34 protein-coding genes and 1 pseudogene are annotated in these 26,181 nt (G+C 40.2%); 33 read left to right on the top strand and 2 right to left on the bottom strand.

The window, feature by feature from the left end; all coding sequences use genetic code 11:
• The first annotated feature begins 259 nt into the window (after window positions 1-259).
• The 33 genes from HZA08_14650 to cas6 all read left to right on the top strand — a co-directional run bounded on the left by HZA08_14650 (window position 260) and on the right by cas6 (window position 24,035).
• Window positions 260-436 (top strand): hypothetical protein, encoded by a 177-nt coding sequence (locus tag HZA08_14650; GenBank protein MBI5194655.1) that lies wholly within the window; start codon window positions 260-262, stop codon window positions 434-436.
• Between the two features lie 282 nt (window positions 437-718).
• Window positions 719-1,774 carry a type III-B CRISPR module RAMP protein Cmr1 gene (cmr1, locus tag HZA08_14645; protein MBI5194654.1) on the top strand — a complete coding sequence of 352 codons (1,056 nt, stop codon included), beginning with the start codon at window positions 719-721 and terminating at the stop codon, window positions 1,772-1,774.
• A 19-nt stretch (window positions 1,775-1,793) separates the two neighbouring features.
• Complete coding sequence (gene cas10, locus HZA08_14640; protein MBI5194653.1) at window positions 1,794-4,646, top strand: type III-B CRISPR-associated protein Cas10/Cmr2; 2,853 nt, start codon at window positions 1,794-1,796, stop codon at window positions 4,644-4,646.
• Window positions 4,643-5,767, top strand: a complete 1,125-nt coding sequence (gene cmr3 / locus HZA08_14635) for a type III-B CRISPR module-associated protein Cmr3 (protein MBI5194652.1) — start codon at window positions 4,643-4,645, stop codon at window positions 5,765-5,767. Before cas10 (HZA08_14640) ends, cmr3 begins: the two co-directional genes overlap by 4 nt.
• Before the next feature lie 2 nt (window positions 5,768-5,769).
• Window positions 5,770-6,702: a type III-B CRISPR module RAMP protein Cmr4 gene (cmr4, locus tag HZA08_14630; protein MBI5194651.1), complete on the top strand. Its 933-nt coding sequence runs from the start codon at window positions 5,770-5,772 to the stop codon at window positions 6,700-6,702.
• Window positions 6,699-7,079 (top strand): type III-B CRISPR module-associated protein Cmr5, encoded by a 381-nt coding sequence (cmr5, locus tag HZA08_14625; protein ID MBI5194650.1) that lies wholly within the window; start codon window positions 6,699-6,701, stop codon window positions 7,077-7,079. The genes cmr4 and cmr5 overlap by 4 nt, the downstream gene beginning before the upstream one ends.
• Window positions 7,079-8,212 carry a type III-B CRISPR module RAMP protein Cmr6 gene (gene cmr6, locus HZA08_14620; protein MBI5194649.1) on the top strand — a complete coding sequence of 378 codons (1,134 nt, stop codon included), beginning with the start codon at window positions 7,079-7,081 and terminating at the stop codon, window positions 8,210-8,212. The genes cmr5 and cmr6 overlap by 1 nt, the downstream gene beginning before the upstream one ends.
• Before the next feature lie 5 nt (window positions 8,213-8,217).
• Complete coding sequence (locus HZA08_14615) at window positions 8,218-8,385, top strand: hypothetical protein (protein MBI5194648.1); 168 nt, start codon at window positions 8,218-8,220, stop codon at window positions 8,383-8,385.
• A gap of 53 nt (window positions 8,386-8,438) precedes the next feature.
• Window positions 8,439-8,606, top strand: coding sequence for a HEPN domain-containing protein (locus HZA08_14610; protein MBI5194647.1), 168 nt, complete (start codon window positions 8,439-8,441; stop codon window positions 8,604-8,606).
• Complete coding sequence (locus HZA08_14605) at window positions 8,587-8,913, top strand: nucleotidyltransferase domain-containing protein (protein MBI5194646.1); 327 nt, start codon at window positions 8,587-8,589, stop codon at window positions 8,911-8,913. The genes HZA08_14610 and HZA08_14605 overlap by 20 nt, the downstream gene beginning before the upstream one ends.
• Before the next feature lie 59 nt (window positions 8,914-8,972).
• Window positions 8,973-9,158, top strand: a complete 186-nt coding sequence (locus tag HZA08_14600) for a hypothetical protein (GenBank protein ID MBI5194645.1) — start codon at window positions 8,973-8,975, stop codon at window positions 9,156-9,158.
• Window positions 9,155-9,514, top strand: a complete 360-nt coding sequence (locus HZA08_14595; GenBank protein MBI5194644.1) for a nucleotidyltransferase domain-containing protein — start codon at window positions 9,155-9,157, stop codon at window positions 9,512-9,514. The genes HZA08_14600 and HZA08_14595 overlap by 4 nt, the downstream gene beginning before the upstream one ends.
• Window positions 9,515-9,560: 46 nt before the next feature.
• Entirely contained in the window at window positions 9,561-11,093 is a 1,533-nt protein-coding gene (locus HZA08_14590) for a DUF1887 family protein (GenBank protein ID MBI5194643.1), read from the top strand.
• A complete protein-coding gene (locus HZA08_14585; protein MBI5194642.1) occupies window positions 11,090-11,338 on the top strand; it encodes a hypothetical protein in 249 nt (82 codons plus the stop codon). The genes HZA08_14590 and HZA08_14585 overlap by 4 nt, the downstream gene beginning before the upstream one ends.
• Window positions 11,339-11,415: 77 nt before the next feature.
• A complete protein-coding gene (locus HZA08_14580) occupies window positions 11,416-11,628 on the top strand; it encodes a hypothetical protein (GenBank protein ID MBI5194641.1) in 213 nt (70 codons plus the stop codon).
• Window positions 11,625-12,014 (top strand): type II toxin-antitoxin system death-on-curing family toxin, encoded by a 390-nt coding sequence (locus tag HZA08_14575; GenBank protein ID MBI5194640.1) that lies wholly within the window; start codon window positions 11,625-11,627, stop codon window positions 12,012-12,014. The genes HZA08_14580 and HZA08_14575 overlap by 4 nt, the downstream gene beginning before the upstream one ends.
• 108 nt (window positions 12,015-12,122) lie before the next feature.
• Window positions 12,123-12,383, top strand: a complete 261-nt coding sequence (locus HZA08_14570; protein MBI5194639.1) for a hypothetical protein — start codon at window positions 12,123-12,125, stop codon at window positions 12,381-12,383.
• A 37-nt stretch (window positions 12,384-12,420) separates the two neighbouring features.
• The gene (locus HZA08_14565; GenBank protein ID MBI5194638.1) at window positions 12,421-12,594 is read left to right on the top strand and encodes a hypothetical protein; all 174 of its coding nucleotides are present in this window, start codon (window positions 12,421-12,423) and stop codon (window positions 12,592-12,594) included.
• On the top strand, window positions 12,594-13,130 hold the full coding sequence (locus HZA08_14560; protein ID MBI5194637.1) for a nucleotidyltransferase: 537 nt from the start codon (window positions 12,594-12,596) through the stop codon (window positions 13,128-13,130). Before HZA08_14565 ends, HZA08_14560 begins: the two co-directional genes overlap by 1 nt.
• Window positions 13,131-13,350: 220 nt before the next feature.
• Window positions 13,351-15,765, top strand: a complete 2,415-nt coding sequence (cas10, locus tag HZA08_14555; GenBank protein MBI5194636.1) for a type III-A CRISPR-associated protein Cas10/Csm1 — start codon at window positions 13,351-13,353, stop codon at window positions 15,763-15,765.
• Window positions 15,758-16,336, top strand: a complete 579-nt coding sequence (gene csm2, locus HZA08_14550; GenBank protein ID MBI5194635.1) for a type III-A CRISPR-associated protein Csm2 — start codon at window positions 15,758-15,760, stop codon at window positions 16,334-16,336. Before cas10 (HZA08_14555) ends, csm2 begins: the two co-directional genes overlap by 8 nt.
• Window positions 16,337-16,354: 18 nt before the next feature.
• A complete protein-coding gene (gene csm3 / locus HZA08_14545; protein MBI5194634.1) occupies window positions 16,355-17,008 on the top strand; it encodes a type III-A CRISPR-associated RAMP protein Csm3 in 654 nt (217 codons plus the stop codon).
• Between the two features lie 8 nt (window positions 17,009-17,016).
• Window positions 17,017-17,946, top strand: coding sequence for a hypothetical protein (locus tag HZA08_14540; GenBank protein MBI5194633.1), 930 nt, complete (start codon window positions 17,017-17,019; stop codon window positions 17,944-17,946).
• A 26-nt stretch (window positions 17,947-17,972) separates the two neighbouring features.
• On the top strand, window positions 17,973-18,149 hold the full coding sequence (locus HZA08_14535) for a hypothetical protein (protein ID MBI5194632.1): 177 nt from the start codon (window positions 17,973-17,975) through the stop codon (window positions 18,147-18,149).
• A gap of 16 nt (window positions 18,150-18,165) precedes the next feature.
• Complete coding sequence (locus HZA08_14530) at window positions 18,166-18,474, top strand: hypothetical protein (GenBank protein MBI5194631.1); 309 nt, start codon at window positions 18,166-18,168, stop codon at window positions 18,472-18,474.
• On the top strand, window positions 18,449-19,570 hold the full coding sequence (locus HZA08_14525) for a DUF1887 family protein (protein ID MBI5194630.1): 1,122 nt from the start codon (window positions 18,449-18,451) through the stop codon (window positions 19,568-19,570). The genes HZA08_14530 and HZA08_14525 overlap by 26 nt, the downstream gene beginning before the upstream one ends.
• Complete coding sequence (locus HZA08_14520) at window positions 19,555-19,809, top strand: hypothetical protein (GenBank protein MBI5194629.1); 255 nt, start codon at window positions 19,555-19,557, stop codon at window positions 19,807-19,809. The genes HZA08_14525 and HZA08_14520 overlap by 16 nt, the downstream gene beginning before the upstream one ends.
• Window positions 19,810-19,886: 77 nt before the next feature.
• On the top strand, window positions 19,887-20,099 hold the full coding sequence (locus HZA08_14515) for a hypothetical protein (protein MBI5194628.1): 213 nt from the start codon (window positions 19,887-19,889) through the stop codon (window positions 20,097-20,099).
• A gap of 75 nt (window positions 20,100-20,174) precedes the next feature.
• Window positions 20,175-20,456, top strand: a complete 282-nt coding sequence (gene cas2 / locus HZA08_14510; protein MBI5194627.1) for a CRISPR-associated endonuclease Cas2 — start codon at window positions 20,175-20,177, stop codon at window positions 20,454-20,456.
• Between the two features lie 212 nt (window positions 20,457-20,668).
• A complete protein-coding gene (gene cas1, locus HZA08_14505) occupies window positions 20,669-21,622 on the top strand; it encodes a CRISPR-associated endonuclease Cas1 (GenBank protein MBI5194626.1) in 954 nt (317 codons plus the stop codon).
• Window positions 21,597-22,427, top strand: coding sequence for a CRISPR-associated endonuclease Cas1 (locus HZA08_14500; protein ID MBI5194625.1), 831 nt, complete (start codon window positions 21,597-21,599; stop codon window positions 22,425-22,427). The genes cas1 and HZA08_14500 overlap by 26 nt, the downstream gene beginning before the upstream one ends.
• Before the next feature lie 122 nt (window positions 22,428-22,549).
• On the top strand, window positions 22,550-22,828 hold the full coding sequence (cas2, locus tag HZA08_14495; protein ID MBI5194624.1) for a CRISPR-associated endonuclease Cas2: 279 nt from the start codon (window positions 22,550-22,552) through the stop codon (window positions 22,826-22,828).
• A gap of 163 nt (window positions 22,829-22,991) precedes the next feature.
• On the top strand, window positions 22,992-24,035 hold the full coding sequence (gene cas6 / locus HZA08_14490; protein ID MBI5194623.1) for a CRISPR system precrRNA processing endoribonuclease RAMP protein Cas6: 1,044 nt from the start codon (window positions 22,992-22,994) through the stop codon (window positions 24,033-24,035).
• Between the two features lie 710 nt (window positions 24,036-24,745).
• Here cas6 and HZA08_14485 read toward each other — a convergent pair.
• Both HZA08_14485 and HZA08_14480 read right to left on the bottom strand, forming a co-directional pair.
• Window positions 24,746-25,036, bottom strand: coding sequence for a response regulator (locus HZA08_14485; protein MBI5194622.1), 291 nt, complete (start codon window positions 25,034-25,036; stop codon window positions 24,746-24,748).
• 29 nt (window positions 25,037-25,065) lie between these two features.
• Window positions 25,066-25,230: pseudogene (locus HZA08_14480) on the bottom strand (PAS domain S-box protein).
• Window positions 25,231-26,181: the final 951 nt, after the last annotated feature.

The raw sequence follows: 26,181 nt of genomic DNA, 5'->3' as shown, positions 1-26,181 counted from the left end.
CGTCATGAGCCGGTGGCTCACAAATGGCAATGAAAACCCCACCCTCACCCTAACCCTCTCCCTGAGGGAGAGGGGGCTATGTTGATTCCCTCCCCTTCAAGGGGAGGGGTAGGGTGGGGATGGGGTTGATTTTCGGATGAACCCTCATGAGCGGGGCGCTCACAAAGGGGCATGAAAATCAGCGGGACAAGAATGTCCCCCCTATCCTCGTAGAAATGGATAGGCGGGGTTTTCTTACCCCGCCGGAGGGGATTTTCGGATGAAATTGGATCAGAAAAAGATTGACTTTGCCAAGCGATACTTTGGTGTTGAGACAGAGCAGAAGGCCATTGATATGGCGCTTTCTATGTTAATGGAGGAAGATCAGATTGTGAAAGCCATGAAGTCCTTAAAAGGTGCTCTGAAGGGTGATAACAGAAAATGGCCGTACCTGTAGCAGGGGAAATTATTATTGACACTAATGTCTTTGTTGATGTTTTATATATTGCCAGCCCTAATCCGGAACGAACGATTTAAAAAGCAGATTTTTCTTCATCTAATGTAAATATTCAGAAACATTTCAGAAACATTTTTCCTGTTGCAATTAAAATCTAAATAAGATAAATTTTGAAGCTAACAAAATATTAGCTCTGCTTGGAGGTGTCAGATGCCGGAGTTTAACCAGAGAGAGTATCAGACAGTAGTGCTGGCTGGGTTGCTGCATGATGTGGGGGATTAGGTGATAAAAAAAATTATCTTTGAAATTGAAACTATTACACCTATGTTTCTGGCAGGGGCGGATCAAAGCAAGGCTGAACTACGTCCCGCAAGCATTAAGGGATTGCTGCGCTGGTGGTGGCGGGCGTTGCAGGCGGAGTCTAATCTTGAGAGGCTGAAGGAAAAAGAAAATAAAATATTTGGGAGCGCTGCGGAAGGTGAAGGAGGCGGAAGCAGTTTCTCAGTCCGAATAGCACATGATGGGGTGCTCAATTCTGTAAAGAGCAAATTTCCGGATCCTCCTACATATCGAGTACCTGTAGTAGGTAAGAATTTTAAAATTAACATCCTGGAATACATAGCTTATGGGACATATGAATATAAAAAGGGGGATGGAAATGTCTTTACACGGGAATATTTCCCTCCCGGGGTAAAGTTTTCCGTTATTATAATTTTTTATAAAGAGAATTATATAAATGAAGTATTACAGGCACTGTATGTTTTTAGTTTGTTCGGAGGTATAGGTTCAAGATGCAGGAATGGCTTTGGTTCTTTCGATATCTTAAACAAAGCGAACGCATTTCAGGATATAAAAGATTATTTATCAATTGATAAGCCATATGAAATACAAAATCTTCGCAAATTTGTCAAGCCCGTTGATAGTACATCTTATTCTTCATTTGCTAAGCGGGTTAAGATTTTCAGAACTAAGGATGTCTTTAATTCTGCTTATGATTCAGTGGTAGCCGTTGGGAAGATTTATAAAAATGCAAGAAGTAAACTGGAGCTAAGGCACCAGTTTGAAGAAAGACAATATATTGGTGCACCCATTGTTGAAAAAAAGATAACACGTTCATTCCTCGAACGCCATGCTAAACCTTACTTCATGAAAATTACTAAGGAAGGATCTAAATATCGTTCCTATGCTCTGTATTTGCCCTCGGAATACTGTAGGGGGAAAGAAAAGGATGATAAAAACAAAAATCCTATTAATCATTCATCTGTAGATAAAAAATTTGGAGAAGTATGTGACAGGTTTAACAATTTTCTTTCCGAGGATATGGAAACTATATTGTAATTATTGGAGAACAATATAAATGGATAACCAGTTGCTTATAAAGAAAATCCAGGCGATCCTTCATGACCCGCCTGAGAAGCCTATAATACTCGGCAGGATTGGCCATGAAGGCAGGGCTAAAGATTTAATGGCTGAAATCATGGGGAAAGGCGATGCGAAAATCCCTGAAGAAGTAAGGACCGCTGACCATATTGCATCTGCTGCTGACCGTATCAACCTGCCGAAAGACGAAGGATTCATCTCTGATTTTCGCAAAAATCCTGTGATTATCCACCCTCTGTCAGGTAAGGGCTTTGACCTCAAGAGTCTTGCACAAGTTGAAATAGGAGAAATTACTGCGGCCGTTGATAGAAGTTTTGTTTATCTGTCAGACAAATATGAAAATGATATGGAAAAGCTCTATCTTGCCTTATGGAGAGAACTGCTTGACCTCCTGATAAAAAAACCTGAAAAACAGTCACGGTTAGGTCAGTTGTGGGAACTGCTACCTGCTGATACGAGGATACCTGACCACTCAATCTGGGAGCATAAACGGATAACATCTGCTATTGCCGGTGCACTGCCGAAACCAGCGTTTCTACTTTTTGCTATAGGGCCGGTGCAGGAGTTTATTGCTGCTGCACGAAAGACGCAGGACTTGTGGGCAGGCAGCTATCTTCTATCCTATTTGTCATGGAGTGCTATGAAGGTTGTGTCTGAGAAATTTGGCCCTGACAGTATGATATTCCCTGACCTTTGTCGCCAACCGGTGGCAGATCTGTGGCTAAGAGAAAAGGGGCTTGAATTTGAAGGGGATATCGGCAGAGAGGAGCTTTCTTCACCGACCCTTCCAAACCGATTTTTAGCGATCGTTCCTGAAAGCTCTGTTGCAGACATTGCCAATAAAGCGAAGGAAGCAGTCAAAGAGACCTTCCGCTCAGTCTGCAATGCTGTAAATGACAAGATGGCTGAGGAACTCGAAATATCTTCTGGTGAATGGGATGCTATCTGGCATAGGCAGACAGAAGATTTTATTGAAACTTATTGGGCGGCTACGGCAGTGGATAATTACACGGAGTTCCTAAGCACTTATAAATCATTATTGGATATTAAACCTGATTGGAAATTTGACAAATTGTTTAAAGAATATGAAAAGGGCTTTGCCACAAATATTGGAACAGTTTACGGGCAGATTTACAGTTTGACCGAAAAGGCGCTCGGCAGCAGGAAGGCAGTAAGGGACTTTAAACAGCAATCAGAGCCAAACTACAAATGCACACTGTGCGGGGTGAGAGAACCTGTGCATCCCGGAATATATAAGGACAAAAGTTGTCTTAACGAATTCGGCGCATTAAAAGGCTTTTGGCAGGATACTGTTATGCCAGTGTTCCCACAGATAAGAAAATCTGAGAGGTTATGTGGAGTGTGCGTCACAAAGAGGCTATCGTCAAAATATTACTTTAAAGACATTTTAAAGTTTGACATAGTTGATAACTTTCCATCAGTCAGCATGGTTGCTACATCGGCTTTTAAACTGAGAGTGATTGAAAATATCAGCTATAACAATCTTGCAGTAAAAGTTGACCAGTTTGTTAAAGGGGTTCAGGAACTTGTTGCTGACCGCTGGTCAGGGATACCGATGCCGATGGTTATTCGTGCCTGCAGGGATGAGATATGTAGAGACTTTGCAAGGATTGAAGGAGATTGGCTTTATAAAGAGGCATTTGACGATAAAAAGGCATTGTTGGAAGAAAATAAAAAGAGATTTCAAGACGATGAATATACCTTTAATAGGCTTATAGATAATGCCAGGAAAAAGCAGCAAGACCTGTTTGCTGCAATCAAAGAGTTTGATAAAGGTAAAGATAAAGACAAACAAATAGGCAGCCCATCTACATACTATGCTGTTCTCCTCATGGATGGAGATAATATGGGCAAGTGGCTGGCAGGCGAAATAGCCCCAACGATTGAAAATATATTACACCCTTCAGTTAGAAATTCTCTTGATACAAGATGGGATGAATTGAAAAAAATGGAGAGACCCCTTAACCCATCGCTCCATCTTGCCATGAGCAAGGCGTTACGGGACTTTTCGCTGAAGGTGGCAAGGGAGATAGTTGAGAAAGGCCATCTTGGAAAGCTTGTTTATGCAGGGGGAGATGATGTACTTGCCTTTGTAAATCTAAGAGACTTACCTGAAGTTATGAGAAAATTAAGGGCATATTTTTCAGGCAGCCTCAAGTCAGATACTGAAACTAATAAAGTGACCATAGACTTTAAGAATGGTTCCGGTTTTATTCCAGTTGATGATAAAGGCTATCCTCTTAACGTTGACAAGCACGAAAGGCACATTAATGGTTTTATGTCTTCTATGGGAACAAAGGCTACTGCAAGCATGGGGATAGTCATTGCTCACCACTCAAGCAATCTTTCCAAGGTTCTGGAAGAAGTGCGGGGTTGTGAAAAACATGCAAAGAAACTGAAAGACAAAAATGCCTTCTGTATTGCCCTTGCCAAGCGTGCCGGAGGGACAGAATATATTAAGGCAAAATGGTATTACGAGGATTTTCATGAAAGTATTCCATGGCTAATAGAATGGGCAGATGCTTTTCATAATGATAACATTTCACCGAAGTTCGTTTATACATTCAGGACAGAGACAAAAGGGCTTGAGTATGAAGACTCTAACGGCAAAAAAAATAGATTGCCGGAAGAGGCTATCGGGCTTGAACTCCAGCGTATAGCAAAAAGACAGACAAAAGGCAACAATCACGATAAAGTGGAAGATTTGATTGACGGGCTTATGCAACTTCATTCCGGTGGATTGTCAATTGACGACCTCGGTAAGTTCCTGTCGGTTGCAGCATTCCTCGGAAGGGAGGGGAACAGATGAGATTGTTCATAGAGCCTAATGACATCCTGATGTTCAGGGATGGTAGGCCCTTCTCAGGTGGTGATGATTACTTTGCGCGTGGGACGTTTCCCCCTCCGCCTTCAACGGTTTATGGGGCTTTACGTTCTCATATTCTAAGTACTTCATGGCCGGAATACAACAAATTCGCTTTGGGGAATGACACAATTCCCGAACAGGTTAAAAATGAAATTGGCACCAGTACATCAATCGGTAATTTGGCGATAAGGCAGTTTGTCGTTGCAAAGAAAGAAGGAAATGGTGTTGTGCAATATTTCCCAATGCCAAAGGATGTCGCAAAGGAGAAAGGGGAAGAGAACAACGATCTGCATGTTCTGAATCCTGATGACAAACTGCAAGGTCACATCATGACTGACCTGCCTACGGGTTTGCAGCATCTATGGTATCCGTCTGAAAAAGCACTTGAATCTGTTACAGGCTTTATGTCCAATTTAATGATGGCTGAATATCTTTCCGGAAAAACACCTGATAAATGGACAGCGAACAAAGAATTATATGAAACTGAAGAAAGAACCGGTATCCGCAAGAACAGGCCAAAACGGAGTGTTGAGGAAGGTGGACTTTATAGTGTTGAATATTTCAGGCTGAATAAAGATGTAGGATTTTCTGTTGAGGTTGAAGGGACACAGTTGTTGCCTCCTGAATCCGGCATGTTGAGACTCGGAGGTGACAACCGCACAGCATTTTACTCAAAGGCAGCATGGAATAACATCCCTGTTGAAACCATCAAGAAAAAGGTGTCTGAGACAGGCAGGTTCAAGATAGTCCTCACAACCCCTGCGATATTTACAAACGGATGGCTCCCATGTGGCATAGACAATAAAACAATGGAAGGTTCTCTGAACGGCATAGAGATAAAGCTCATCACTGCATGTATTGGGAAGCCCATTGGCATCGGCGGCTTTGACCTTGTGAAGGGCAGGCCAAAAGATATGAAAAAGGCAGTTCCGGCAGGCAGTGTGTATTACCTTGAACTCAAAAGCGGCAGCTTGGATGAGCTTTTCAACGGGATGTGGCTTAAATCAATAAGCGATGAGAAGGCTCAGGAAGGCTTTGGAATAACCTTGATAGGAGGATACTGATAATGTTTAAGAAAGCAAAAGTAATGTTTATCTATACAGAAACATCCCTTCACTGCGGCAGCGGTACAAGCCTTGTAGTGATTGACCTGCCGATACAGCGAGAGAAATATACTGATTATCCTGTCTGTCAGGCGTCGGGTGTAAAAGGCGTGGTGAGGGAATGGTTTGAGGTTAACAAAGCAAATGAGGGAGATAAAATCAAATGGACATTCGGCCCAGATTTTAGTAGCAAAAAAGAAGAAAACGATGCCCATGCTGGAGCAGCCACATTTACCGATGCTCGGCTTTTGCTTTTCCCAGTCCGCTCGTTAAACGGCGTTTTTGCCTATACAACATCACGCTTTGCGTTGAGCAGGCTGAAAAGGGATTTGGAAATGGCTGGCGTCAAAGTTGAGTGGACTGTTCCGGCGGAGTCAGGGGATGACAAGATATTTGGAGTTCAGAGCAGCAAGATAAAGGACAGCAACGACAAGGTTGTGCTTGAGGAATATACCTTTGACTTTCATATAGACGACAGCGTTAAGAAGATTGCTGAATGGATTGCTTCCAAAGCTATTCCACCAGGCGACGAATACCAATTTTGGCGTGATAAAGTGAAGACCGACTTACTCATTCTGCCGGAGGACGCCTTCAGGGATTTTGTAAAGCTTTCAACAGAAGTGCAGGCAAGGATTCAGATTGATAATGAAACAAAGACGGTCAAGTCAGGCGCACTCTTCTATGAAGAAGCCCTTTCGTCTGACTCATTGCTTTACTCAGTTGTTATGGCGCATGACCCAGCATGTAATAGCGATAAAAGACCTGAAGGATTGAAGAATGATAATGAAGTTATGGCCTTTATTTCGGCAATAGATACCAAACGTCTCCAATTCGGTGGGGATGCAACTATCGGCAAGGGGATTGTGAATGTCAATCTCCTGAATGGAGTGGCATAATGATAGTCTCTAAAGAACAGGAAAGAGCTAAAATGGCATGGGAGTTGGCAAACGATGTTCCTAACAATCTAATTGATGATTATGCTTCTTTAGTTAAAAGTGCACCAGTCATGATTCTTACTAATGGTTTAGGGCAGGCACTTGCATTTATTATCTCTAAATCAAAGAGCAAGGAATATAGTCTTCTCTATGATCATCTTAATAAATGGCTTGCTGGCAATGTTGTCTGGACTCAAAATGAAGATATTTCAAATGACTTAATTGAACGGGTGATTCATGAAAAATCTCAGGGCTATAGAATGGCAACAGAGGAAGCCTTGGCTTTTCTTGCATGGGTCAAGAGATTTGCGACTGCTTTGGCAAAAGGGGGAGATTGATGAAACTGCCATTGCCTGCTGAAACGAGAGAGATTTTCAATGATGAAGAAAAGATACTTGGAGCAAGTAATATAGGATTGCTTTTTAATAAATATGTTTACTGTTGGCAGACTGGCTGGCAAATGAATGAAGAACATATTAAAGGTTTTCGGAAAAGTATTGCGGAGTCTGTTTCAAAATTAAAATTACCCAAGGATAAAGATTATGTTGCAGCTTTAAATCGCCGTCACAGAACAGTAATAGAAAGCTTAAACCATTCCGGCTGGCACATTGAATTATTTGAACTAACTACTGATACCCGCCTCATCATCGGACTCGGCGGAACAAGCGTTATAGAAACAGGAATGACACTGCATCCGCTTTACGGCTTTCCGTATCTTCCAGGAAGCGGATTGAAAGGGCTTGCAAGGGCTTATGCTGAAATTGCTATTGAACACGAGCCTACTGAAGAAGCGTTCAGGAAAGAACTCAAAAAGATACTTGGATCGGATTACAAAGACCCGCAACTTGCTTCAGAGAATACACAAGGTAAGGTATTCTTCATGTATGGATTGCCGACATCATTCCCCAAACTTGAACTGGACATTATGAATCCTCACTACGGCGATTATTATCAAGGTAAAACCGATAGCAAGGGCAATGCAATTCCACCGGCAGATTATCTCAATCCAGTACCAGTGACATTTCTCACCGTGGCGAAAGGAGAGAAGTTTTCATTTGCTATCTTTTCAAGAGAGAAAGAACTTGTTAACAAGGCGAAAGAATGGCTCATGGGTGGACTTACAGAACTTGGCGCTGGCGGCAAGACAAATGTGGGGTATGGCTATTTTCGATCAGCACATACATCTAACATCGAGAAAGTAAATAATAAACATCAGGGCACATCGCAAAATCCTGTACCCCAAACTACCCTCTGGCAGAACGTCTCCCTAACATGGTATCCAGGAAATACCACTCTGACAGCAACAACTAAAGATAATAAGGCAGAACTAAAGCTTGGTAGTGACCGGGGAAAAGTTCCTGAGAATTTGCATAAGAAACTATTTGTTAAAAGAGAAACAGTTAAAGCGGACGTAACGGTTGAATTAGATGGCAATATAGTTAAAATTATTAAAATTGAGGTTCCATCTTAAACAAGATGCCGTTTAAAAAACCTATAATAATGCTGACTGCTGGTTCGGTTTTTTATGTACAGGAAAGCATTAAACCATTTTATGGGCGAATAGTGGAAGGGGTTTCTCCAAGTAAACCAGAGGTTGTTCATTATGGATACGCGTTTAGTGTTCCAGTAAAGATTGATATTTAATATAATAGGAAGTTTTTTATTCTACATATTATAATACGCTTAACAATAAGATTATGGATACAAATCAACATATAGACTACTGGCTTAAATCAGCCGCTCATGATCTGGAAGCTGCCGGGTCCCTTTTTCAGAACCATAAATATGACTGGTGCCTTTTTATTGGACAGAAGAACAACTTTCAAAGATTAAGGAGCTATATCAATGGCTGTTGTCACAGATGAAATATTAGAAAAGGTTAAGATGTTTGTGGCTATAGTATTGGATAGCGGACTTCATCTTGAGAGGGTTATATTATTCGGGTCGTATGCTAAGGGTATGGAGAGCAAATGGAGTGACATTGATGTTGCACTTGTTTCAAGGGATTTCTCGGGTATAGGGTTCTATGACAGGAAAAGGGTAAATCCATATTTGATAAAGATAGATTCACGTATAGAACCGCATCCATTTAAACCTGAAGACTTCAAAGAGGATAATCCTTTTGTGAGAGAGATACTTGAAGGTGGCGTAGCAATAAAATTACCTTATTAGTAAGAAGTTTCACAGGCCACAGGATATAGCCGACACATTTTACCTTAAGAAAATCACGGATGAGTGGAAAGATGAAAGATAAACCGTTACTTTATTACAGGACAAGAGAAGAGATAGAAGCCTACAGGAAAAAACCTGTTTTAGAAAAACTTAAATGGCTTGAAGCCCAAATGGAGTTCTTTTGCAAGGCGATGCCTAAGAGGGCAAAGGATATTAGAGATAAGTTAAAGAGAGGGGCGTTGTGAAGGAAAACATAAGTCATCTGGTGAATAATAACGTTATAACTGTGGGGCTGCTGAAAACTCTTCAGGCAGCACAAAGGCGCATCAGCGGTGAGTTTAATGTAGACAGGATTGTACTGTTTGGTTCTGTTGCCATGGGGCAGTTTGATGAGGAGTCGGATGTGGACATCCTCATTGTCCTTAGAGATATTCCAAGTCACAGAATTCGCAATCGAATATCCACTATTATCCTCGATATTAATCTTGAGTATGATGCTAATCTTAGTGGCTTGGTTGTAGACAAAAAGTCATGGGATGATGGCCCCTTGTCAGTGTTGCCGATTCACGAAGAGGTAGAGCGGGAGGGGATTTTGATATGACTGAAAGTAATGCAAGGGCAGAAATGTATAAGAGGTGATTTACTGTATGCCAAAAGATACGGAATTTAAAAGTCATGTTATGTTTTGTAATGCCACTGGCAACAATACTATCAATATGATTCCTGCCTTACAATTAGGCATAAGATCTGTATTTATAATCTCAACAGAATATACGGAAAAGGGCCTTACACAGAGACTTATTGAAGTATTGAAGAATTATAAAATTGAATCAAAACGGTTAATAATAAACAAGGGTCTTGAGAAGGATATTATTTCACTTACCGCATTCCTGCTGGATAAAGCCACGAATTGTGAAAAGATAGCTTGGAATATTTCTGGTGGACAAAAGATTCCCAATATTGCTTTTCTTGACGTTTTTAGAAAACGAATTGATGATGGCTGTAAAGAAGATGTCATACTTTATACAGAAGCAAAGCCACCAGAGATATGGATATTGGGGGTTAACTATCAACCAGAGCATTTCCGAAGCAATGCAGACCTCAGTTTATCAGACATATTACACTTATATGGCTCTACAATTGACGAAAGCACTGAGTTATATCCATCACCATCTGCAGAAGTTTTAAAAAAAATACATACCGGCAGACTGGCGATTCAATATTTTAAGGATTATGAATGGTTCAGGGAGATTTTTTTTACTTCCATGAAGCCTCTTTATGCTTATGCAAAAAATAGAAAAGAAGTGGAAGACTTAGTAAAACGTTCGTTAAATGAGGCAAAACCTACTATTGCTGAAATAGGGCTTACTATGACTGGATATGAGAATTTTGTTAAGGATATGGACAGTTTTATTGGGGAAATAATTAAGGGCACTATACGTATTGAAGAGGCTCAAAAAAAAGCAAAAAGATTAACAATTCTGGGTAAACCACAAGAGCTATACAATAATTACTGGAACTCTATAAAAAAGAATGTTGTGGAGAGAGTGATAGAAAACATTGAACATGAGAGAGAAAAGTTGTTGCAAGACCCGGTCAAGGAGGAACAAAAGGGAGAAATTATTTCCGCAGTACGATCTATAGGAGGAGAAATAGAGGATATATCAGGGAACATATTTTACAAAAATGACTTAAAGCGGCTTTCTAACTTTAAGCCAGGAATCTTATTTGAATGGATGGTCGCCTCCCACATAGCCGATGTAATTCAAGAGAACGATAATGTTAAAAATAGCATTGTTAGTATACACATGGGGGTTAAGACGAAGAAAGCAGGAGATCCTGGCTCCAAAATAGATACCGAGATTGATATAGTAATAACAACTAAATTTGGTACCCTGCTATTTTTTGAAATGAAGACTTATGAATTTTCCGGGGACATTGTCAAGAGCAAAGAAAACACTGCCTATAAAAAAAGTGGGCCCTATGGAAAGGCAATAATGGTTGGTCCTTTATTGAAATCAATGGTCCAAGAAAAAGAAAATGGAGAAAAGGTCTATCCACATTACATAGACGGCAAAATAAAAGACATGAAAGAAACAGCAGAGCAGAATAATGTTCAATATGTTTATATTGATGGGATAGACGTTATGTTAAAAAAGGAGTTATTTTGCAAACAATGACTGTTGTCATCAATATAGATACATTCTACATGAATACTCAAACTGCAAAATTAGCGGATATCCCTGCATACATCACAAAGGCACAGGAACTTGCCGGCAATGGCAATGACATTGTTCTCACAGGCCATGCCCCGATATGGCTTTATCTCAAGATTGCCCATGCCCTGCATGGCAAGGCACGGAAGCTGGTTTACCGGTCGCCGGTGACAGGGGATGTTGCGATCTTTGATCATTCGCCTGATTAGTGGGGCATTATCAAGATTAGGCAGTCCCTTGACTTGTTTGCAAGACAATCTATAATTGCCTCTGGAGGAAAAATAAAATGACTGAATTGAAGATTAAACTCACTGAGGAGGATCAAAAGGCTCTTGAAGATCTTGCCCGTGAGAATGCAACAGACCCTGAGACATTGGTACATACCCAGATTGTACATTTTATCAGGACATATCAGGGTAAAGGGTTGACCCCTGAATTGAAACAACATCTTGCCGCAAGTATTAAAGAAAACATGAACCTCCTTAAAAGGCTGGCATAGTGATCTATCTTACCCTTGAAGACCTTTTAGAGATACACAAGAGTGTTATTGAAAGCACCGGCGGCTCGGAAGGAATACGCAGTATTCAATTATTGGATTCCGCTGTTGCACGGCCACAAGCCACATTTGGAGGCGTAGACTTATACCCCTCTCTGCCGGAGAAGGCGGCTGCATTACTACATTCCGTTATTTCTAATCATCCTTTTGTAGATGGTAATAAACGTACAGGATTTACTGCTATGGATGTATTTATCCGGCTGAACGGCTTCCACCTAACAGCAGGTGAAGATGAGAAATATGGCTTTGTTATAAGTGTTGCTACTGGAACGATTCCTTTCGCAAAAATGACTGATTGGATAGAACAAGAAGTAATAACAACTTCTTGAGATTCTTGCAATAGTCTTGGAAAAGAAGACCATTCGCCTGATTGATGTCATAGATATTTATCTATATAATAACCTACATAAATCTATAGGAAGATACGGGGGAGAATTATGGGCACTACAGCAAAACAGGCAAACTTTCTTTTACCGGAAGATCTGCTTGAAGATCTGAGAAATACGGTATCGAGGAGAGAGCAGAGCAAGGTTGTCGCAGATGCATTGAGAAAAGAGCTAAAAAGGCTGAAGTTAAAAAAGGCTATTGAGGGTAGCTTTGGTGCATGGAAGGTGAATGACCACCCTGAGTTAAAGAGTGGAACAGAGGCTTATCTCAAGGGGCTTAGGAAATCAACCAGACTCACACGGGCAAAATGAAAAGCACACTTATAGATATTAGGTATACTGATAAATTATGAAACCCATTTCTGATGCAGAAGTAGAAAAAAGAATAAAAGCGTGGGCGGATGTGACTATGCTGTCAATAGAACTGAAGCGGGCCATGATGAGAAAAAGGTATCCTGAGCTTACGGAAGATGAACTCAGAGAGTTGGTTAGAAAAGAACTTTCGGTGTTGAAGGGTACTTAATGCCTGATAATCCACTTGTACAATACCTTAAAGAACTATGTCTGTTCCTTGATAATTCCGGCATTGAATATATGCTAGTCGGGGGATTGGCCGTTGGGATATGGGGAGAACCGAGGGCAACGGTTGATATAGATTTTCTAATTTCATTTAACCTTGATGATTTTGCTGTCCTCAGGCAGAAGAAAGACAAGAGTAATGCCTTTGTTTTTATACATGATAAGCCTATGACCTTTGATAGGGTATCATTGCTGAGGACTACTCTGAAAAGTAATCTTGATGTCTTTGTTGATTTCCTGTTTGCAGATGATGATTTTCAGAAAGAAGCATTGAGCAGGAGGCAGGCTATTAATATTGCTGACTTCACAGTCAATATTCCTACTCCGGAAGATTTAATTTTATTAAAACTTATAAGCGGCAGAGAGCAGGATTTACTTGATGCAAAAAAGGTTTTTATAATGCAAAAAGCTCATCTTGACATGAAGTATGTTCAGAGATGGTCAGAAAAACTGCAGGTTAAATTACCATTAACAGGATGAAGCTCAAACTGATTTATTGGCCGCTGGTTACATGTGATCTTATCATATATGATCATTAGCATGATTAGGTAAAAAGAATATGCCCACATAGCAACATTTCTGCAACGTTTTTCCTGTTGCAATAAAATTTCAAACAAGATATATTCCTAACTGCAATTAGAATCAGCACAACATTTCCAACCCTGAAGCTACATCATTGAACAAAAATAACGGAGTTTAGATGGGAAACATTGACCAGAGAGAGTATCAGACCGTAGTGCTGGCGGCGTTGCTGCATGATGTGGGTAAGATGCTGCAAAGAGGAAGTTTTGGCAGCCTTGATACAAAGGGACAGCATCCTCAAGTCTCATCTGATTTTGTTGGTGCATTTAAAGGTTTCTTTTCAAGATTTGTAGACTTTGACTTATTTAAAACTCTTGTTCAACGCCATCATGAGCATGCAGGTAGTTTCAAAGATAATTTGCTTTGCCAAAATGCCCCTGAAGAATATAGGGCATTGAGCTACCTTGTAAGCCGTGCAGACAATTACTCATCATCTGAAAGGGGTGAAAGAGCAGATTCTTATCAGGACTTCAAGGCAACTCCACTTGTATCCATATTCAGTCGTATTGAGATTGACAAACATCTCCCTGAAGTACAGCGATACAGGCTTAATCCTTTAATGTCGGAAGCCGCCTTCCCGGATAAGTTTGTCACTTATGAAGAAAATGAGATGAATTTACATCTAAGGAAATTTGGTGAAGAATTTAAGAATTTTGTTGATGCTATAGGCCAGTCCGACTTTGACATTATATATTCTCATCTCATGACAATATTAATGCGGTATTCATGGTGCATTCCGAGTAACACACAGGAGGAGGTGCCAGATGTTTCGCTTTATGACCATCTAAAGACGACCTCTGCTATTGCAGCGTGTCTTTATCAATACCACTATCCCAATTTTAATGAAGTCGAAATTAAAAATGATAAAACTAATAAATTTATTCTTTTAGTTGGCGATCTATCCGGTATTCAGAACTACATATTTAACATAACGCATGTCGGAGCCGGAGGGGTTGCTAAAAGATTGAGGGCACGTTCTTTTCAACTTAATATTATCTCAGAAATTATCAGCCATAAGATATTACATACCTTTAATCTGCCATTGGCAAACATACTTATGGTATCTGGCGGTAAATTTTATATATTACTACCTAATATCAGTGATGCAAAAAATAGAATAGAGTCAATTAAAAAGGAAACTGACTTATGGTTTTTTAAGAATCTAAATGCTGAAATTAATCTGAATATTACAACAATGCCTTTATCAGGCGAGGACTTTAATGATTATAAGGTAGTGATGAATAATATTAGTCAGTTATTACAGCAGGAAAAGAAAAAACCAATTAACAGCTTATTATCAGAAAATGGCTTATGGAACGAAGATATTGCTTTATTGGATATTGATTTTGGTGAAGAAGAAAAACTTTGTAAAGCATGCAAGAAGTTTCCGGGTGAATATAATAAAGAAAATGATTATTACATCTGTAGCCGGTGCTTTGATGATCAACGGATAGGTACGTTGTTACACACTTCTAACTATGTTAGTTTCTATAAAGATAATAAAGGGGAGTTCAAAGGGCCTTTAGGTTATTCTTTTGATCTGAAAGAGTCATCTAAGGGGGTATATTTAGTTATGTCAATTGGTGGGCACTCTCCTGTTTATAATTATCCATATAACTTCAGATATATTGCGAATTATATTCCTGTATTCATTGATGAGGATTATTGCAGTAAATGCCCACAGAAAAATAAGTGCATAAATATAGAACAGGTTAAAAAAGGTCAGCCTCTCTTTTTTGAATGTATAGCCAATGAAAGCCAAGGGAAAAAGATGCTTGGATACTTAAAGGCTGATGTAGATAACTTAGGGGCTGCATTTGCTTTTGGATTGAAAGAAAAGAGTACCATTTCACGTGTCTCTACAATGAGTCGTATGCTGGATGTATTCTTCTCAGGTTTTATGCAGAAACTTATTGAAGATGATTTTCCTGAAATCTATACTGTCTATTCCGGCGGGGACGACATCCTTGTCATAGGCCCATGGGATTCAATAATAAAATTTGGAGAAGAGCTAAATTCAAAATTTAAGAGGTTCACCGGTAACAATGAAAATCTTACGCTTTCTGCAGGTATTGCCTTTGTAAAACATAACCATCCGGTCTTCAGGAGTGTTGAAATGGCTGACAATGCCCTTGATAATTCAAAAGATAATAAAGATAAAGAAAGTCTAACAGTATTTGGGCAGACAATAAAGTGGTTCATGCTTTCTGAAATTATAAAAGAGTCAGAGAAGTTAGAGGAATGGCTAAGACAAAATCAACTTTCTTCTGGGTTTGTTAATAACCTGCTTATTTATTCACAGATGAATAATTCATTTAAGAAGACAGGCAGAACTGAGCATCTACGATTTCTGCCGCTAATGACCTACGATATTGCGAGAAACCTGCCGTCTTTATATGATAGAGACCCAAAGAAGAAAGAAATAAGGTTATGGGCTGAAAGCCTCAAGAATTTAAATAGCCCAAGATTACATCACCTTGGAATAATATCCAATTATGCTTTAATGGCAAACAGGGGTAAGAGAGATGAGTGACATGAAAAGAGCCTTTGAAAAGGCAGGAATAAAGGGAGGCGGTGGAGGAGAGATGAAAAAGAAGTGTGTGCAATGTCAAAAAGAATTTATCCCTAAAGAACCTCATTATAAGATATGTGAAGACTGCATTAAGAAAAAAAGATACGAAGCTACATCAGGATATGATAAACCCGCCGCAAGATTATCTAACGATTACCTTAAGGGTGGATATTTTGATGAGAACGGATATTTAAGGGTTGGGATATTTAAAGAAGATGCCAAAGAAGTTGCCAATGTGTTAGCTGCGTTAAGAATGACACCTACATCGTTAAGGGCTTTTTATAACAAATTAAAGGCAATAGAAAGCAGGTATAAAACTTCCAGTAGTAACTTTGATTCTATTAAACCAAATCTATATGCCTTTGAACGAGATGTCGCTTATCAAGTAAGCAGAGGAGTTGTATCAGAGGAGTTTCGTAAGTTTATAAATAAAAATTCTGAACTTGCCATTAAGGGACCAAAAGAGTTCAAGGGTTTTATTGAACACTTTTTGAGTGTGTTAGCATATTTCAAGGATGTATCAAGACAATAAACATAGGAGGTAGTTATTATGATAATAAAAAAGTTTATAGCGATTACAGGGATAATCCATTGCGAAGCAGGGTTGCGAATTGGCGGTACTAAAGAAGGCATTGTGGAACCAGGAGGTTCAGAGAATACTATTATCAGGCACCCTATTACATTGTTGCCGTATATTCTAGGATCATCAATAAAAGGTAAAATGCGTTCATTGTTGGAGTCTGATGCCTCAAGCGGGGCGCAAATTCTGGATGATGGAAAGCCATGCAAGTGTGGGAGATGTCTTGTTTGTAAAGTATTTGGCTCACATGGGATGAGCAATAAAGAAATTACCCGTATCTTAGTGCGAGATTGCTCAATAACTCCAGAATCTGAATCCGTGCTAAGAACTGCGCAGGAAGAAAGAGGTATTAATTTTGCTGAGATTAAAAGTGAGAATATTATCAATAGAAAAACTGGAACTGCGGCTGATAAAGGATTACGAACTCAAGAAAGAGTTCCTGCCGGTACAGAGTTTAACATGAATATAACTATTAAACTATTTAAAGACGATGATGAAGATAATATCTTAAAGATTGTGAATAAGGGTATAGACCTCCTCCAAAAAGATTATTTGGGTAGTTCTGGAAGCAGGGGCTATGGCAAGATTAAAATAAATAATTTAGAGATTAGAGAGATAAATTAGAAGAGGATATGAAAACATTTCGTTTGAAAATCAGACCTCACAGTAGTTTCCTGACGCCATGGCAGGCAGATACTATATTTGGAAGTCTTTGCTGGATTTTAGCATGGAGAGAAGGAACAGATGCCCTTACGAAATTTCTTCAGGAATATAAAAATGGTAATCCTGCTTTTGTGTTATCAGACGGATTTCCATGTGACCTGTTTCCAACTCCTCTACACATATCTTTGAGAAAGTCAAAAGGGGATAATATTGAAGAATATAAAAGAACCAAGGAACTAAAAAAAGTTTCGTGGTTGTCGCCGGAGGTGTTTGAGTCTGTGCGCAGGGGAGCGATAGAAATTGGAGCCACCGATGCCTATAAAGCAATTAAAACCTATACAACACTGCATAGTTCTATAAATAGAATCACAGGAACTACAGGAGATGAAGGTTCTCTTTTTGAACTCGAAGAATTTGCAATTGAATCAAGAGAATTAAAGGCAGACACGCTTTCAATTTATATTAAAATAAAGGATGGGTGGGAAGAAAGGGTTGAATCTTTGTTTAAGGATTTATCATTAATAGGTTATGGGAAGAAAAGGTCGGTGGGTAAAGGTAGTTTCGAAATAGTTGGAGCACTTGAGCCATATAATAAATTTGATAATTTTGGCGAGGCAAACGGATTTGTTACTATTTCTAACTTTGTTCCTGCAAAAGATGACCCTACTGATGGATTTTACAAGACAATGGTAAAATATGGGAAGCTAGGTGGTGAGTACACATTTAACGGGAATCCGTTTAAAAAACCTATAATAATGCTGACTGTTGGTTCGATCTTCTATGTGAAAGGAGATAATAAACCTTTTTATGGTAGAATGGTGGAAGGGGTTTCTCCGGCTAAACCAGAGGTTGTACATTATGGATATGCTTTTAGTGTTCCAATAAAGATTGATATTTAATTTGATATATGTGATAGATAGATAGAATGAATAGACCTAACCCACTTCTTTATTCCCGAACCTATGAGGAGATAGAGGCTTACAGAAAGAAACCTGTTTTAGAAAAACTCAAATGGCTTGAAGCCCAGATGGAGTTTTTTTATAAGGTGATGCCTGAGAGGTCTAAGGAGATTAGGGATAAATTAAAGAGAGGGGAGTTGTGAAACTCAAGGGCAACACATGAATGATACCTCACCGGAAATTGAGTCACTATTTTTTCAGATGATAATGAAGAAGAGCGGCCAGGAAAGAATGATGATGGGGTTTTCCATGTTCGATATGGCTCGAAGCCAGGTTGAGGCAGGGATAAGAGTAATTATACCTGATGCTGATGATAAGGTTATCCGGAAAGAGATATTCCTCCGTTTCTATGGGCATGAGTTTTCCCCTGATGTGCAGGAAAAAATACTGAAGCGGTTATTAGAAGAGCATCCTAAATCATTAAACCAAAAAGGAGTTGTCCATGAGCCATGTATGCCTTGTATCTGACCAGCCGATACCAAACCTAACTACAGTGTTACAGTTTAAACCGCATACAGTAATTCTTCTTGCAACTAAAGAAAGGCGTAAAGAGGCAAAACGGCTTGAAAAAGTTATCAGGCAGAAATGTGTTGAGGTTACAACAAAAGAGATAAGGGCTTATGACATAAACGATGTGGTTTCTGTTTCTGAAAATGTAATTAAGGACTTCACAGATGATGAAATAACTCTTAACATTACAGGAGGCACAAAAATAGGCACGATAGGAACCTTTCAGACCTTTTATTCAAGTGGTAAACCAATCTTTTATGTGAACACCTACGATAATGAGATTATAAAAGTATCGCCTGTCGAGGAAAAGATTCCAATTAATGTAGATATATCTATCAATGATTACCTTGCTGTTTATGGTTTCAATATTTCAGAGTATGTTAAAGAGGATCGTTATATCTCTGAAAGAAAACATATTACTGACACAATCGTTCAGCTTGCGATAAACAGACAAGAGCTTATTGGAGAAATCAATAGCAAGTTAAAAGATATTGATAAGGCAGTATATCCAATTAATATTACTCTGCGAGATGATAAAGATTTCATCAGGATCTGTGGGATACTCGAAAATCATGGATTAGTGCAAAGGAAGCGCCAAACAACAATTCAGATACCCGATATAGAGGCTGCTAAATATTTAAGGGGTTTTTGGTTTGAGGAGTATGTATATTTGACAGCAAAGTCATTAGATGTGAATGAGGTAAAACTCAATGTAACTGGTAAATGGGACACGACCGGCAAGAAACCTCCTAAAAATGAATTTGATGTTCTTATTTCAAAAAGAAATAGATTATTTTATATTTCCTGTAAAACTGCGAATCCTGATAGGTTTGTAGATGGGACTGATGAGTCTGTTGGGAAAGAATACCTATATGAGTTGGATGCACTTGGAGACCGTGCACTTGGCCTTTTTGGTAAGAAGATGCTTGCTTCTGCCAGACCTGTGACTAATGATTATGTTAAGAGCAGAGCTGAGGACATGAAGATTAAAATAGTGGATGGTAGAAATATAGCAACCCTGAAGGATAACCTGAAACAATGGCTGAACACATAATTATTGATTTAAGTACGCTCTACTCTGAAACAGACACTGCCAAACTCTCCGCCATGCCCGAGTACATCAACAAGACACAAGAACTTGCCGGCAATGGTAACGACATCATCCTCACCGGCCATGCCCCAATATGGCTCTATCTCAAGATTGCCCATGCCTTGCATGGTAAGGCACGGAAGCTGATTTACAGGTCGCCGGTGACAGGGGATGTTTCTATATTTGACCATTCGCCTGATTAGGTGGACGTTTTCAAGTTTGGGCACCCGCTTGACTTGTTTGCAAGACAATCTATAATTGCCTCTGGAGGAAAAATAAAATGACTGAATTGAAGATTAAACTTACTGAGGATGATCAAAATGCCCTTGAGGCGCTTGCCCGTGAGAATGCGACAGATCCTGAGACATTGGTTTATACCCAGATTGTACATCTTATCAGGACATATCAGGGTAAAGGGTTGACCCAGGTTCTGAAACAACATCTTACTGCAAGTATTAAAGAAAACATGAACCTCCTTAAAAGGCTGGCATAGTGATTTCTTAAACAGCAACATTTCTGCAACGTTTCTTTTGATGACTTCCTGAACAAATCCGAATATCCTGTCTTTATGAACAGGATTCTTTATCTTATCGCTTATGACATTTCAAATAACAGAAGGCTGAACAGTGTTCGCTATCTCCTCAAGGGATACAGCACGGGCGGGCAGAAGTCTGTGTATGAATGTTTCCTCACTGACGGCGAATTCCGGCAGGTCACAGGGAAGATCAAGAGGCTTATAAAAGCTGATGAGGACAGAGTTCATATATTTACAATGGATGGGAGAAGCAGGACACACGCACTGGGGATTGCTGTTCAGCCTAAAGATCCTGCATATTTCTATATAGGATGATTGTAGGAATAAGGGGAGAACCGTTATGAGCATAGGCTTATAAAGGAGAATTAAAATGAGGCCCCTCACCCGGAGCCCCCCTCCTTCTCCCCCCGCAAAGGAGGGGGGAGGAATTTGGTGGGAATTTACTTGCAGCTCTCCCGCCAGGGAAGAGGGAGTCTAAGGGTTATTCCCCCTCCCTTGACGGGAGGGGGGCAGGGGAGGGTGAAGCCGTGGGTACCTTATACATTGACAGAAAAGACCTCTACATCAAATTAGATGGCAATGCCCTCAGTTTTTATAACAACAATGAACGCGAGGGAATGGTGCCGATCAAACCGCTCAAAAGGGTGGTTGTGGTTGGGAATGTTACTTTAGAGACCCCTGTTCTGCACAAGTTATCGGATGAAGGGATAAGTGTGATATTCCTGTCAGGCAAGAGAACAAGGTTTTGCGGGATGCTTCACGGCAGACTACATAATAATGCACTGCTCCGGGTAAAGCAGTATGAAAAATCAATAACACCTTCATTAGAATTTTCCAGAGACATTGTTTCCATGAAAGTCACTGCTCAGGCGGACTTACTGAGGAATGCTATGACCACCCGCCATGACCTCAGGCTTCCGCTGAAGACTGCGATAGACACCTTGGAAAAGGTAATCCATAACATAACTAATGGAGACACCATTGATTCAATCAGGGGATATGAAGGCGGTGCTTCTGCATCATACTTTTCAGCATACACAAGACTATTCCCAGAATCCCTCAGATTCAAAAACAGAAACAGGCGGCCGCCGCAGGACCCTGTTAATGCAATACTATCATTGTGCTATACGCTTCTTCATTTTGAATTGGTGCGGGAGATTGAGGTTATCGGACTTGACCCGACTATAGGTTTTTATCATCAGTTTGAATATGGGAGGGAGTCCCTCGCGTGTGACCTTGTAGAATCCTACAGACCGGATGTTGACAGGTTTGTGTGGGATATTTTCAGGGAAAGGAAATTTACTGACAGGGATTTTTCCAATGAAGATGAGAGACCGGGGTGCTATCTGAAAAAAGAAAGCAGAAAGAGGTTTTATCCTTTATATGAAGAATGGGCACAGACTATGAGGTCAAAATTTGTTGAAGAAGTCAGAAGTCTTGCGAGGAGGATAATGGATGGACAAGACCCTTTACCTGAGTGAGAACAGGGGATTGGAAGTAATCAGAGACGGCCCTTCTGTGTGGGTTAAGGAAGAAGGCAAGGCAGGCCGGCGTATACCATCCAGATTGATAGGCCGGGTAATCATTATCGGCAATCTGAAGATGGATGCCGGTGTGGTAACACTATTTACTGAAAATGACATACCTGTTACTTTTATGAATATGCGGGGTAAAGAGGCTGCCGTTACCATTCCGTATAACCACAATCTGCCGAGGCATTATGAAGAGCAGAAGATCTTCCTTGAAAATGATGAGAACATAAAAAGATTTGAGATGTGGTTGTTTTCAAAGAGGAGGGATGCACAACTCAATACAGCAAAACGATTATCGCCGGATACTGCCTCCACTTTTACATCTCGGGGATTCAGGGAGTGTGACTATCAGGAGTTTATCAGGCAATACAAACCAAGGACAGAAGAGAAGTGGGATGTTGTAAAGGCTATTATAAACCATCTTGTAAGGGAGATGCTTATTGGAAGCATTATGAGAAGCGACCTTGACCCTCACATCGGTATCAGGCACAGGAGGCACAACTTTGGGCTTGCCCTTGATATTTGTTATACAATTGGGCCTGCGATTGATTTGCAGGGGATACAGTTTTTTGAAAGAAGTAAGGGAAGTAAGGAGAATGATTTTATAATTAAAGGTCAAGGTGGGTGGTCTGTATCAAAGGATGGCATGAAAGACATTATCCATCGTTTTGAGAATAGAAAAAAAATACTGCACGACCTGATTGAGAGGACGTTAGATGACCTGTTCGCCCTGATGAGGGAACTGCGTATTTAAGATTTTGCACAATTCCCTCTACCCCAGGGTTATTCCCCCTCCCTTGACTGGAGGGGCTACGAAAATCCCCTCCCCCTTGACGGGGGAGGGCCAGGGTGGGGGTGAGCTATGGAGCTTTACACATGCAATCAAACTATCTTGTATGTTATGACATAAAAGATGTAAAACGTCTTTCCCGCGTCTTCAAATATTTAAAGCAGAATGGTATTCATATTCAGTATTCTGTATTTTATTGTAGATTAACCTGGGAAGAATTGCTAAGATTGAAAGGCCGGTTAAAAGAACTCATAAATGAGAAGAACGATGACCTCAGGATATACCCGCTTCCTTCTGATTTAAAAGTAGAGATTATGGGATGTGGTGACAGGGTCCCGGAAGGTGTCAATATCTTTTTGCAATGACACACAACTGATAATAATAATTCCCTCCCCCTTGACGGGGGAGGGTTAGTGTGGGGGTGAGCTATGGAGGTGTTCAGGTGAACTGTCATGAAACAGAGGTTTCACAAAGGAAAACGAAAATCCCCCCCTTTGTTCAAGGGGGGGCTGGGGGGGTGATTTTCGAGTGAACATTACCTATCAAAAATTTCATTTCACCATCGAGGCAATAGATGAAGTCATCCTACCTTATTACAAAGGCTCCACATTCCGTGGCGGCTTTGGTATCACCTTTAAAAAGGTAGTGTGTGCATTAAAAAGAAATGACTGCAAAGATTGCATCCTTCGGCAGAGATGTGTGTATGCTTATGTATTTGAGACATTCCCTTTAACTCCCCCTAAAATCCCCTCCCCCTTGATGGGGGAGGGCCAGGGTGGGGGTGAGCAAGGGAGATTTTCTACAGAAGATTCCGGCTATATGGGAATGGGCAAATACCTTACAGTGCCCCACCCGTTTGTTATTCAACCTCCTGCTGAAACCCGCCAGAAATATAAGCCTGGAGAAATCTTAACATTCAGTCTGATCCTGATTGGCAAGGCTGTGGAGATGCTTCCATACTTTGTTTACACCTTTGAAGAACTCGGAAAAACCGGAATAGGAAAGGGGAGGGGCAGATATAAATTACTCAATGTTGAGAATGGTAAAGATACAATATATTCGATTGAAGAGAAATCTCTCAGGTCTGTTTCCCCTGATGAAATTTATCTGCCTGAGAATTTTGATTTTACTTCTGATAATTCAGACGATTCAATCTCATTAAGATTTTTAACCCCTGCAAGGATAATGTATCAGAGAGACCTTGCAGTTGATCTGATATTTCATATATTATTGAGAAGCCTTGTAAGGAGACTGGGCCTGTTATATTATTTCCACTGCGGCAATGAAGAACCATCATGGGGCTACAAGCAGTTGATAAAAGAAGCAGAAAAAGTAACTGCTGAAAACAAGTCATTAAAATGGTATGATTGGGAACGATTTTCAACAAGGCAGAATGTCAGGATGAAAATGGGAGGCATAGTAGGGGAAATTACTTACAGGGGAAAGATAAAACAATTCCTGTCGATCTTAAAAGCAGGAGAGATATTGCATGTCGGCAAGGGACCAAGCTTTGGATTGGGATGGTATGAAGTAATTTTACAAAAATTCCCTCCCCTTCAAGGGGAGGGGTAGGGTGGGGATGGGGTTGTTTTCTTGTAAATCAACATGAATCGTCCTACTCCCATACAGTTCTTTGAAAATTTAATATTGTTAGGAGGTGATTTCAGGAAAATGGAAGGACAACTTTTGGTTAATATAAAAAGTCGCACAAATTTGCACAACCCCTATTGTAACTTAATGATATTTAATAATATTAGCAATGGGGGCTATAGAATCACAGACCTCATTTAGAAGGGATTGCGACAGTACGAGTAGAACACAGTCTTCCTCAATGTTCATAGAATCACAGACCTCATTTAGAAGGGATTGCGACGGCTCTAAGCGGTCTCTCAATAACTCCATCCGGTTATAGAATCACAGACCTCATTTAGAAGGGATTGCGACCTTTTGTATCAATTTAAGACAAGAGATGCCTAAGGCTGAAATGATGTTGTGGTTAAAGCTAAGAAGCAAGGGATTAAGCTGTAGAAAACGATATAGAAAGACAAAAGATTATTGAAGCTTATGGGATTACTTTTTTTGCGTTTTACCAATCTTGATATTTATGAGAATCTTGAAAATGTATTGGACAGGATTGATATAGAGATGAGAAAAGATACCTCCCCTAACCCCTCCTTGTAAAGGAGGGGAATGTTAAGGGAATCCCTCCTTCTAAAGGAGGGGAATGCTTTGGTTCCGGTTTGTTCGGGGGAGGATTTCTATCTTGTTCTACTGTTGGAAGTTTAACATGTACCCACAGAAATCCCAGTAGAACCCAGAATGTCATGCAGGGCAGAGCTTAGATTTTCGATTGTGTATGGTTTTGTGAGTATGCTTGTAAAACCATAATCTTTATAATTGGCAATGATTGGGTCATTTGCATATCCGCTTGAAACGATTGTTTTTACAGCGGGGTAGATTTCTTTTAATCTCTTTATTGCCTCTTTGCCGCCCATGCCGCCGGGTATAGTCAGGTCCATGATAACAACATCAAAGGGATGACCTGAATCCCTTGCATCCTTATATTTTCCAATTGCCTCATTCCCGTCACAGGCTGTTTCTGGGTTATGTCCTGAAAGGTTATATTGAGCAGTTCCTCACGTGTATAACCTACAATGTCACAGATCTTCTGATTAACCCTCATCCATCTTCTGTCCGGTGCTATATGGGCTATACCAACGGCAGCCTGCTCAAATGTTGAACGAAACCGTTCTTCACTTTCACGGAGTTCTTCTTCCGCTTTTTTAAGTGAAATGAGATTTGTGAGGAGTTGTTCTTTCTGACTCTTTAGCTCAGACATGACCTTTTCATTATAATTTGTAAAAAAATCAGCAAGGGAAGGTTCTGCATGAATTAAGGCATCAAGATTATCAATCGCCCGTTTGTCCGCTTCATAAGAAAGCTCAGGATGTGCCTCTACCCATATATGGCATGTCTTTATGTAAGAGATGAACTCAATCAGATAGTTGTAATATGTATCACCCAAAGTGCGGTGTATTTCAACCCTGCAATTGTCAGAACCGGCAGGATTTAAGAAGATGAATACTGAACAGGTAAATATGATATTTTCAATTGGAGATCCCTGTTCAGGCCATTTCTCCATCGGAGATGGGACATCTTTGAGTATCCTGATGTTTTCTGAAATATCTTCTTCAATAAATGGGGCGGTTATTTTAAGCATCTTCAGTATATCCCCTGAAGACATCTTCTCGGGCCGGAGTGCACAGCTATGACAGATAATACAATAAGGGATACTGCAATATCTTGAGAGGTAGGCAAAGAGTTTTTCCTTAAATAACTGAGGCAGCGGATTATTAACATAAGCAGAAAGAGTCTGCTGCCACAGGTTTTCCAGAATGTTTGGAGTTATGAAGGCAGGTTCAAAAAAGGGCGGGAAGAAGCCAAATCGCTCAATAATCTCTGCTTTAATCTGGTCACTTGTTTTCATAGTTTGTGTATACGTGAAAGATGTTATATTGGCATTATTTCTGATTGTACTGGATTATATCTTACTTTGATATTATATTGCAATGCACTCACGTAACCCTTCAGTGAGGCGTGGGAACCCGGTCGTGGGGTAAGCCTCCTTTCCAATATTATGGGGGTTGTATGTACTATAGGTTTGATGGCGGTGAAGTCCCTGAAGGGAAGAGAAGTTTGAAGGGATCGAGGGTCATGT

This window comes from Nitrospirota bacterium (genome assembly GCA_016212215.1).
Classification (GTDB): domain Bacteria; phylum Nitrospirota; class 9FT-COMBO-42-15; order HDB-SIOI813; family HDB-SIOI813; genus JACRGV01.
Note: the sequence above shows the minus strand (reverse complement) of the source record. Positions and strands in the feature narration are given on the sequence as shown.

Coding starts and splice junctions, on each gene's coding strand:
- HZA08_14580 (MBI5194641.1), top strand. CDS start 11,416: ATGACTGAATTGAAGATTAAACTCACTGAGGAGGATCAAAAGGCTCTT.
- HZA08_14650 (MBI5194655.1), top strand. CDS start 260: ATGAAATTGGATCAGAAAAAGATTGACTTTGCCAAGCGATACTTTGGT.
- cas10 (MBI5194653.1), top strand. CDS start 1,794: ATGGATAACCAGTTGCTTATAAAGAAAATCCAGGCGATCCTTCATGAC.
- HZA08_14520 (MBI5194629.1), top strand. CDS start 19,555: ATGGCTGAACACATAATTATTGATTTAAGTACGCTCTACTCTGAAACA.
- HZA08_14515 (MBI5194628.1), top strand. CDS start 19,887: ATGACTGAATTGAAGATTAAACTTACTGAGGATGATCAAAATGCCCTT.
- HZA08_14585 (MBI5194642.1), top strand. CDS start 11,090: ATGACTGTTGTCATCAATATAGATACATTCTACATGAATACTCAAACT.
- cmr3 (MBI5194652.1), top strand. CDS start 4,643: ATGAGATTGTTCATAGAGCCTAATGACATCCTGATGTTCAGGGATGGT.
- HZA08_14570 (MBI5194639.1), top strand. CDS start 12,123: ATGGGCACTACAGCAAAACAGGCAAACTTTCTTTTACCGGAAGATCTG.
- HZA08_14610 (MBI5194647.1), top strand. CDS start 8,439: ATGGATACAAATCAACATATAGACTACTGGCTTAAATCAGCCGCTCAT.
- HZA08_14600 (MBI5194645.1), top strand. CDS start 8,973: ATGAGTGGAAAGATGAAAGATAAACCGTTACTTTATTACAGGACAAGA.
- cmr6 (MBI5194649.1), top strand. CDS start 7,079: ATGAAACTGCCATTGCCTGCTGAAACGAGAGAGATTTTCAATGATGAA.
- csm3 (MBI5194634.1), top strand. CDS start 16,355: ATGATAATAAAAAAGTTTATAGCGATTACAGGGATAATCCATTGCGAA.
- HZA08_14530 (MBI5194631.1), top strand. CDS start 18,166: ATGAATGATACCTCACCGGAAATTGAGTCACTATTTTTTCAGATGATA.
- HZA08_14590 (MBI5194643.1), top strand. CDS start 9,561: ATGCCAAAAGATACGGAATTTAAAAGTCATGTTATGTTTTGTAATGCC.
- HZA08_14540 (MBI5194633.1), top strand. CDS start 17,017: ATGAAAACATTTCGTTTGAAAATCAGACCTCACAGTAGTTTCCTGACG.
- HZA08_14525 (MBI5194630.1), top strand. CDS start 18,449: ATGAGCCATGTATGCCTTGTATCTGACCAGCCGATACCAAACCTAACT.
- HZA08_14605 (MBI5194646.1), top strand. CDS start 8,587: ATGGCTGTTGTCACAGATGAAATATTAGAAAAGGTTAAGATGTTTGTG.
- HZA08_14500 (MBI5194625.1), top strand. CDS start 21,597: ATGGACAAGACCCTTTACCTGAGTGAGAACAGGGGATTGGAAGTAATC.
- cas2 (MBI5194624.1), top strand. CDS start 22,550: ATGCAATCAAACTATCTTGTATGTTATGACATAAAAGATGTAAAACGT.
- cas2 (MBI5194627.1), top strand. CDS start 20,175: ATGAACAGGATTCTTTATCTTATCGCTTATGACATTTCAAATAACAGA.
- cmr4 (MBI5194651.1), top strand. CDS start 5,770: ATGTTTAAGAAAGCAAAAGTAATGTTTATCTATACAGAAACATCCCTT.
- csm2 (MBI5194635.1), top strand. CDS start 15,758: ATGAGTGACATGAAAAGAGCCTTTGAAAAGGCAGGAATAAAGGGAGGC.
- HZA08_14535 (MBI5194632.1), top strand. CDS start 17,973: ATGAATAGACCTAACCCACTTCTTTATTCCCGAACCTATGAGGAGATA.
- cas10 (MBI5194636.1), top strand. CDS start 13,351: ATGGGAAACATTGACCAGAGAGAGTATCAGACCGTAGTGCTGGCGGCG.
- HZA08_14560 (MBI5194637.1), top strand. CDS start 12,594: ATGCCTGATAATCCACTTGTACAATACCTTAAAGAACTATGTCTGTTC.
- HZA08_14565 (MBI5194638.1), top strand. CDS start 12,421: ATGAAACCCATTTCTGATGCAGAAGTAGAAAAAAGAATAAAAGCGTGG.
- HZA08_14615 (MBI5194648.1), top strand. CDS start 8,218: ATGCCGTTTAAAAAACCTATAATAATGCTGACTGCTGGTTCGGTTTTT.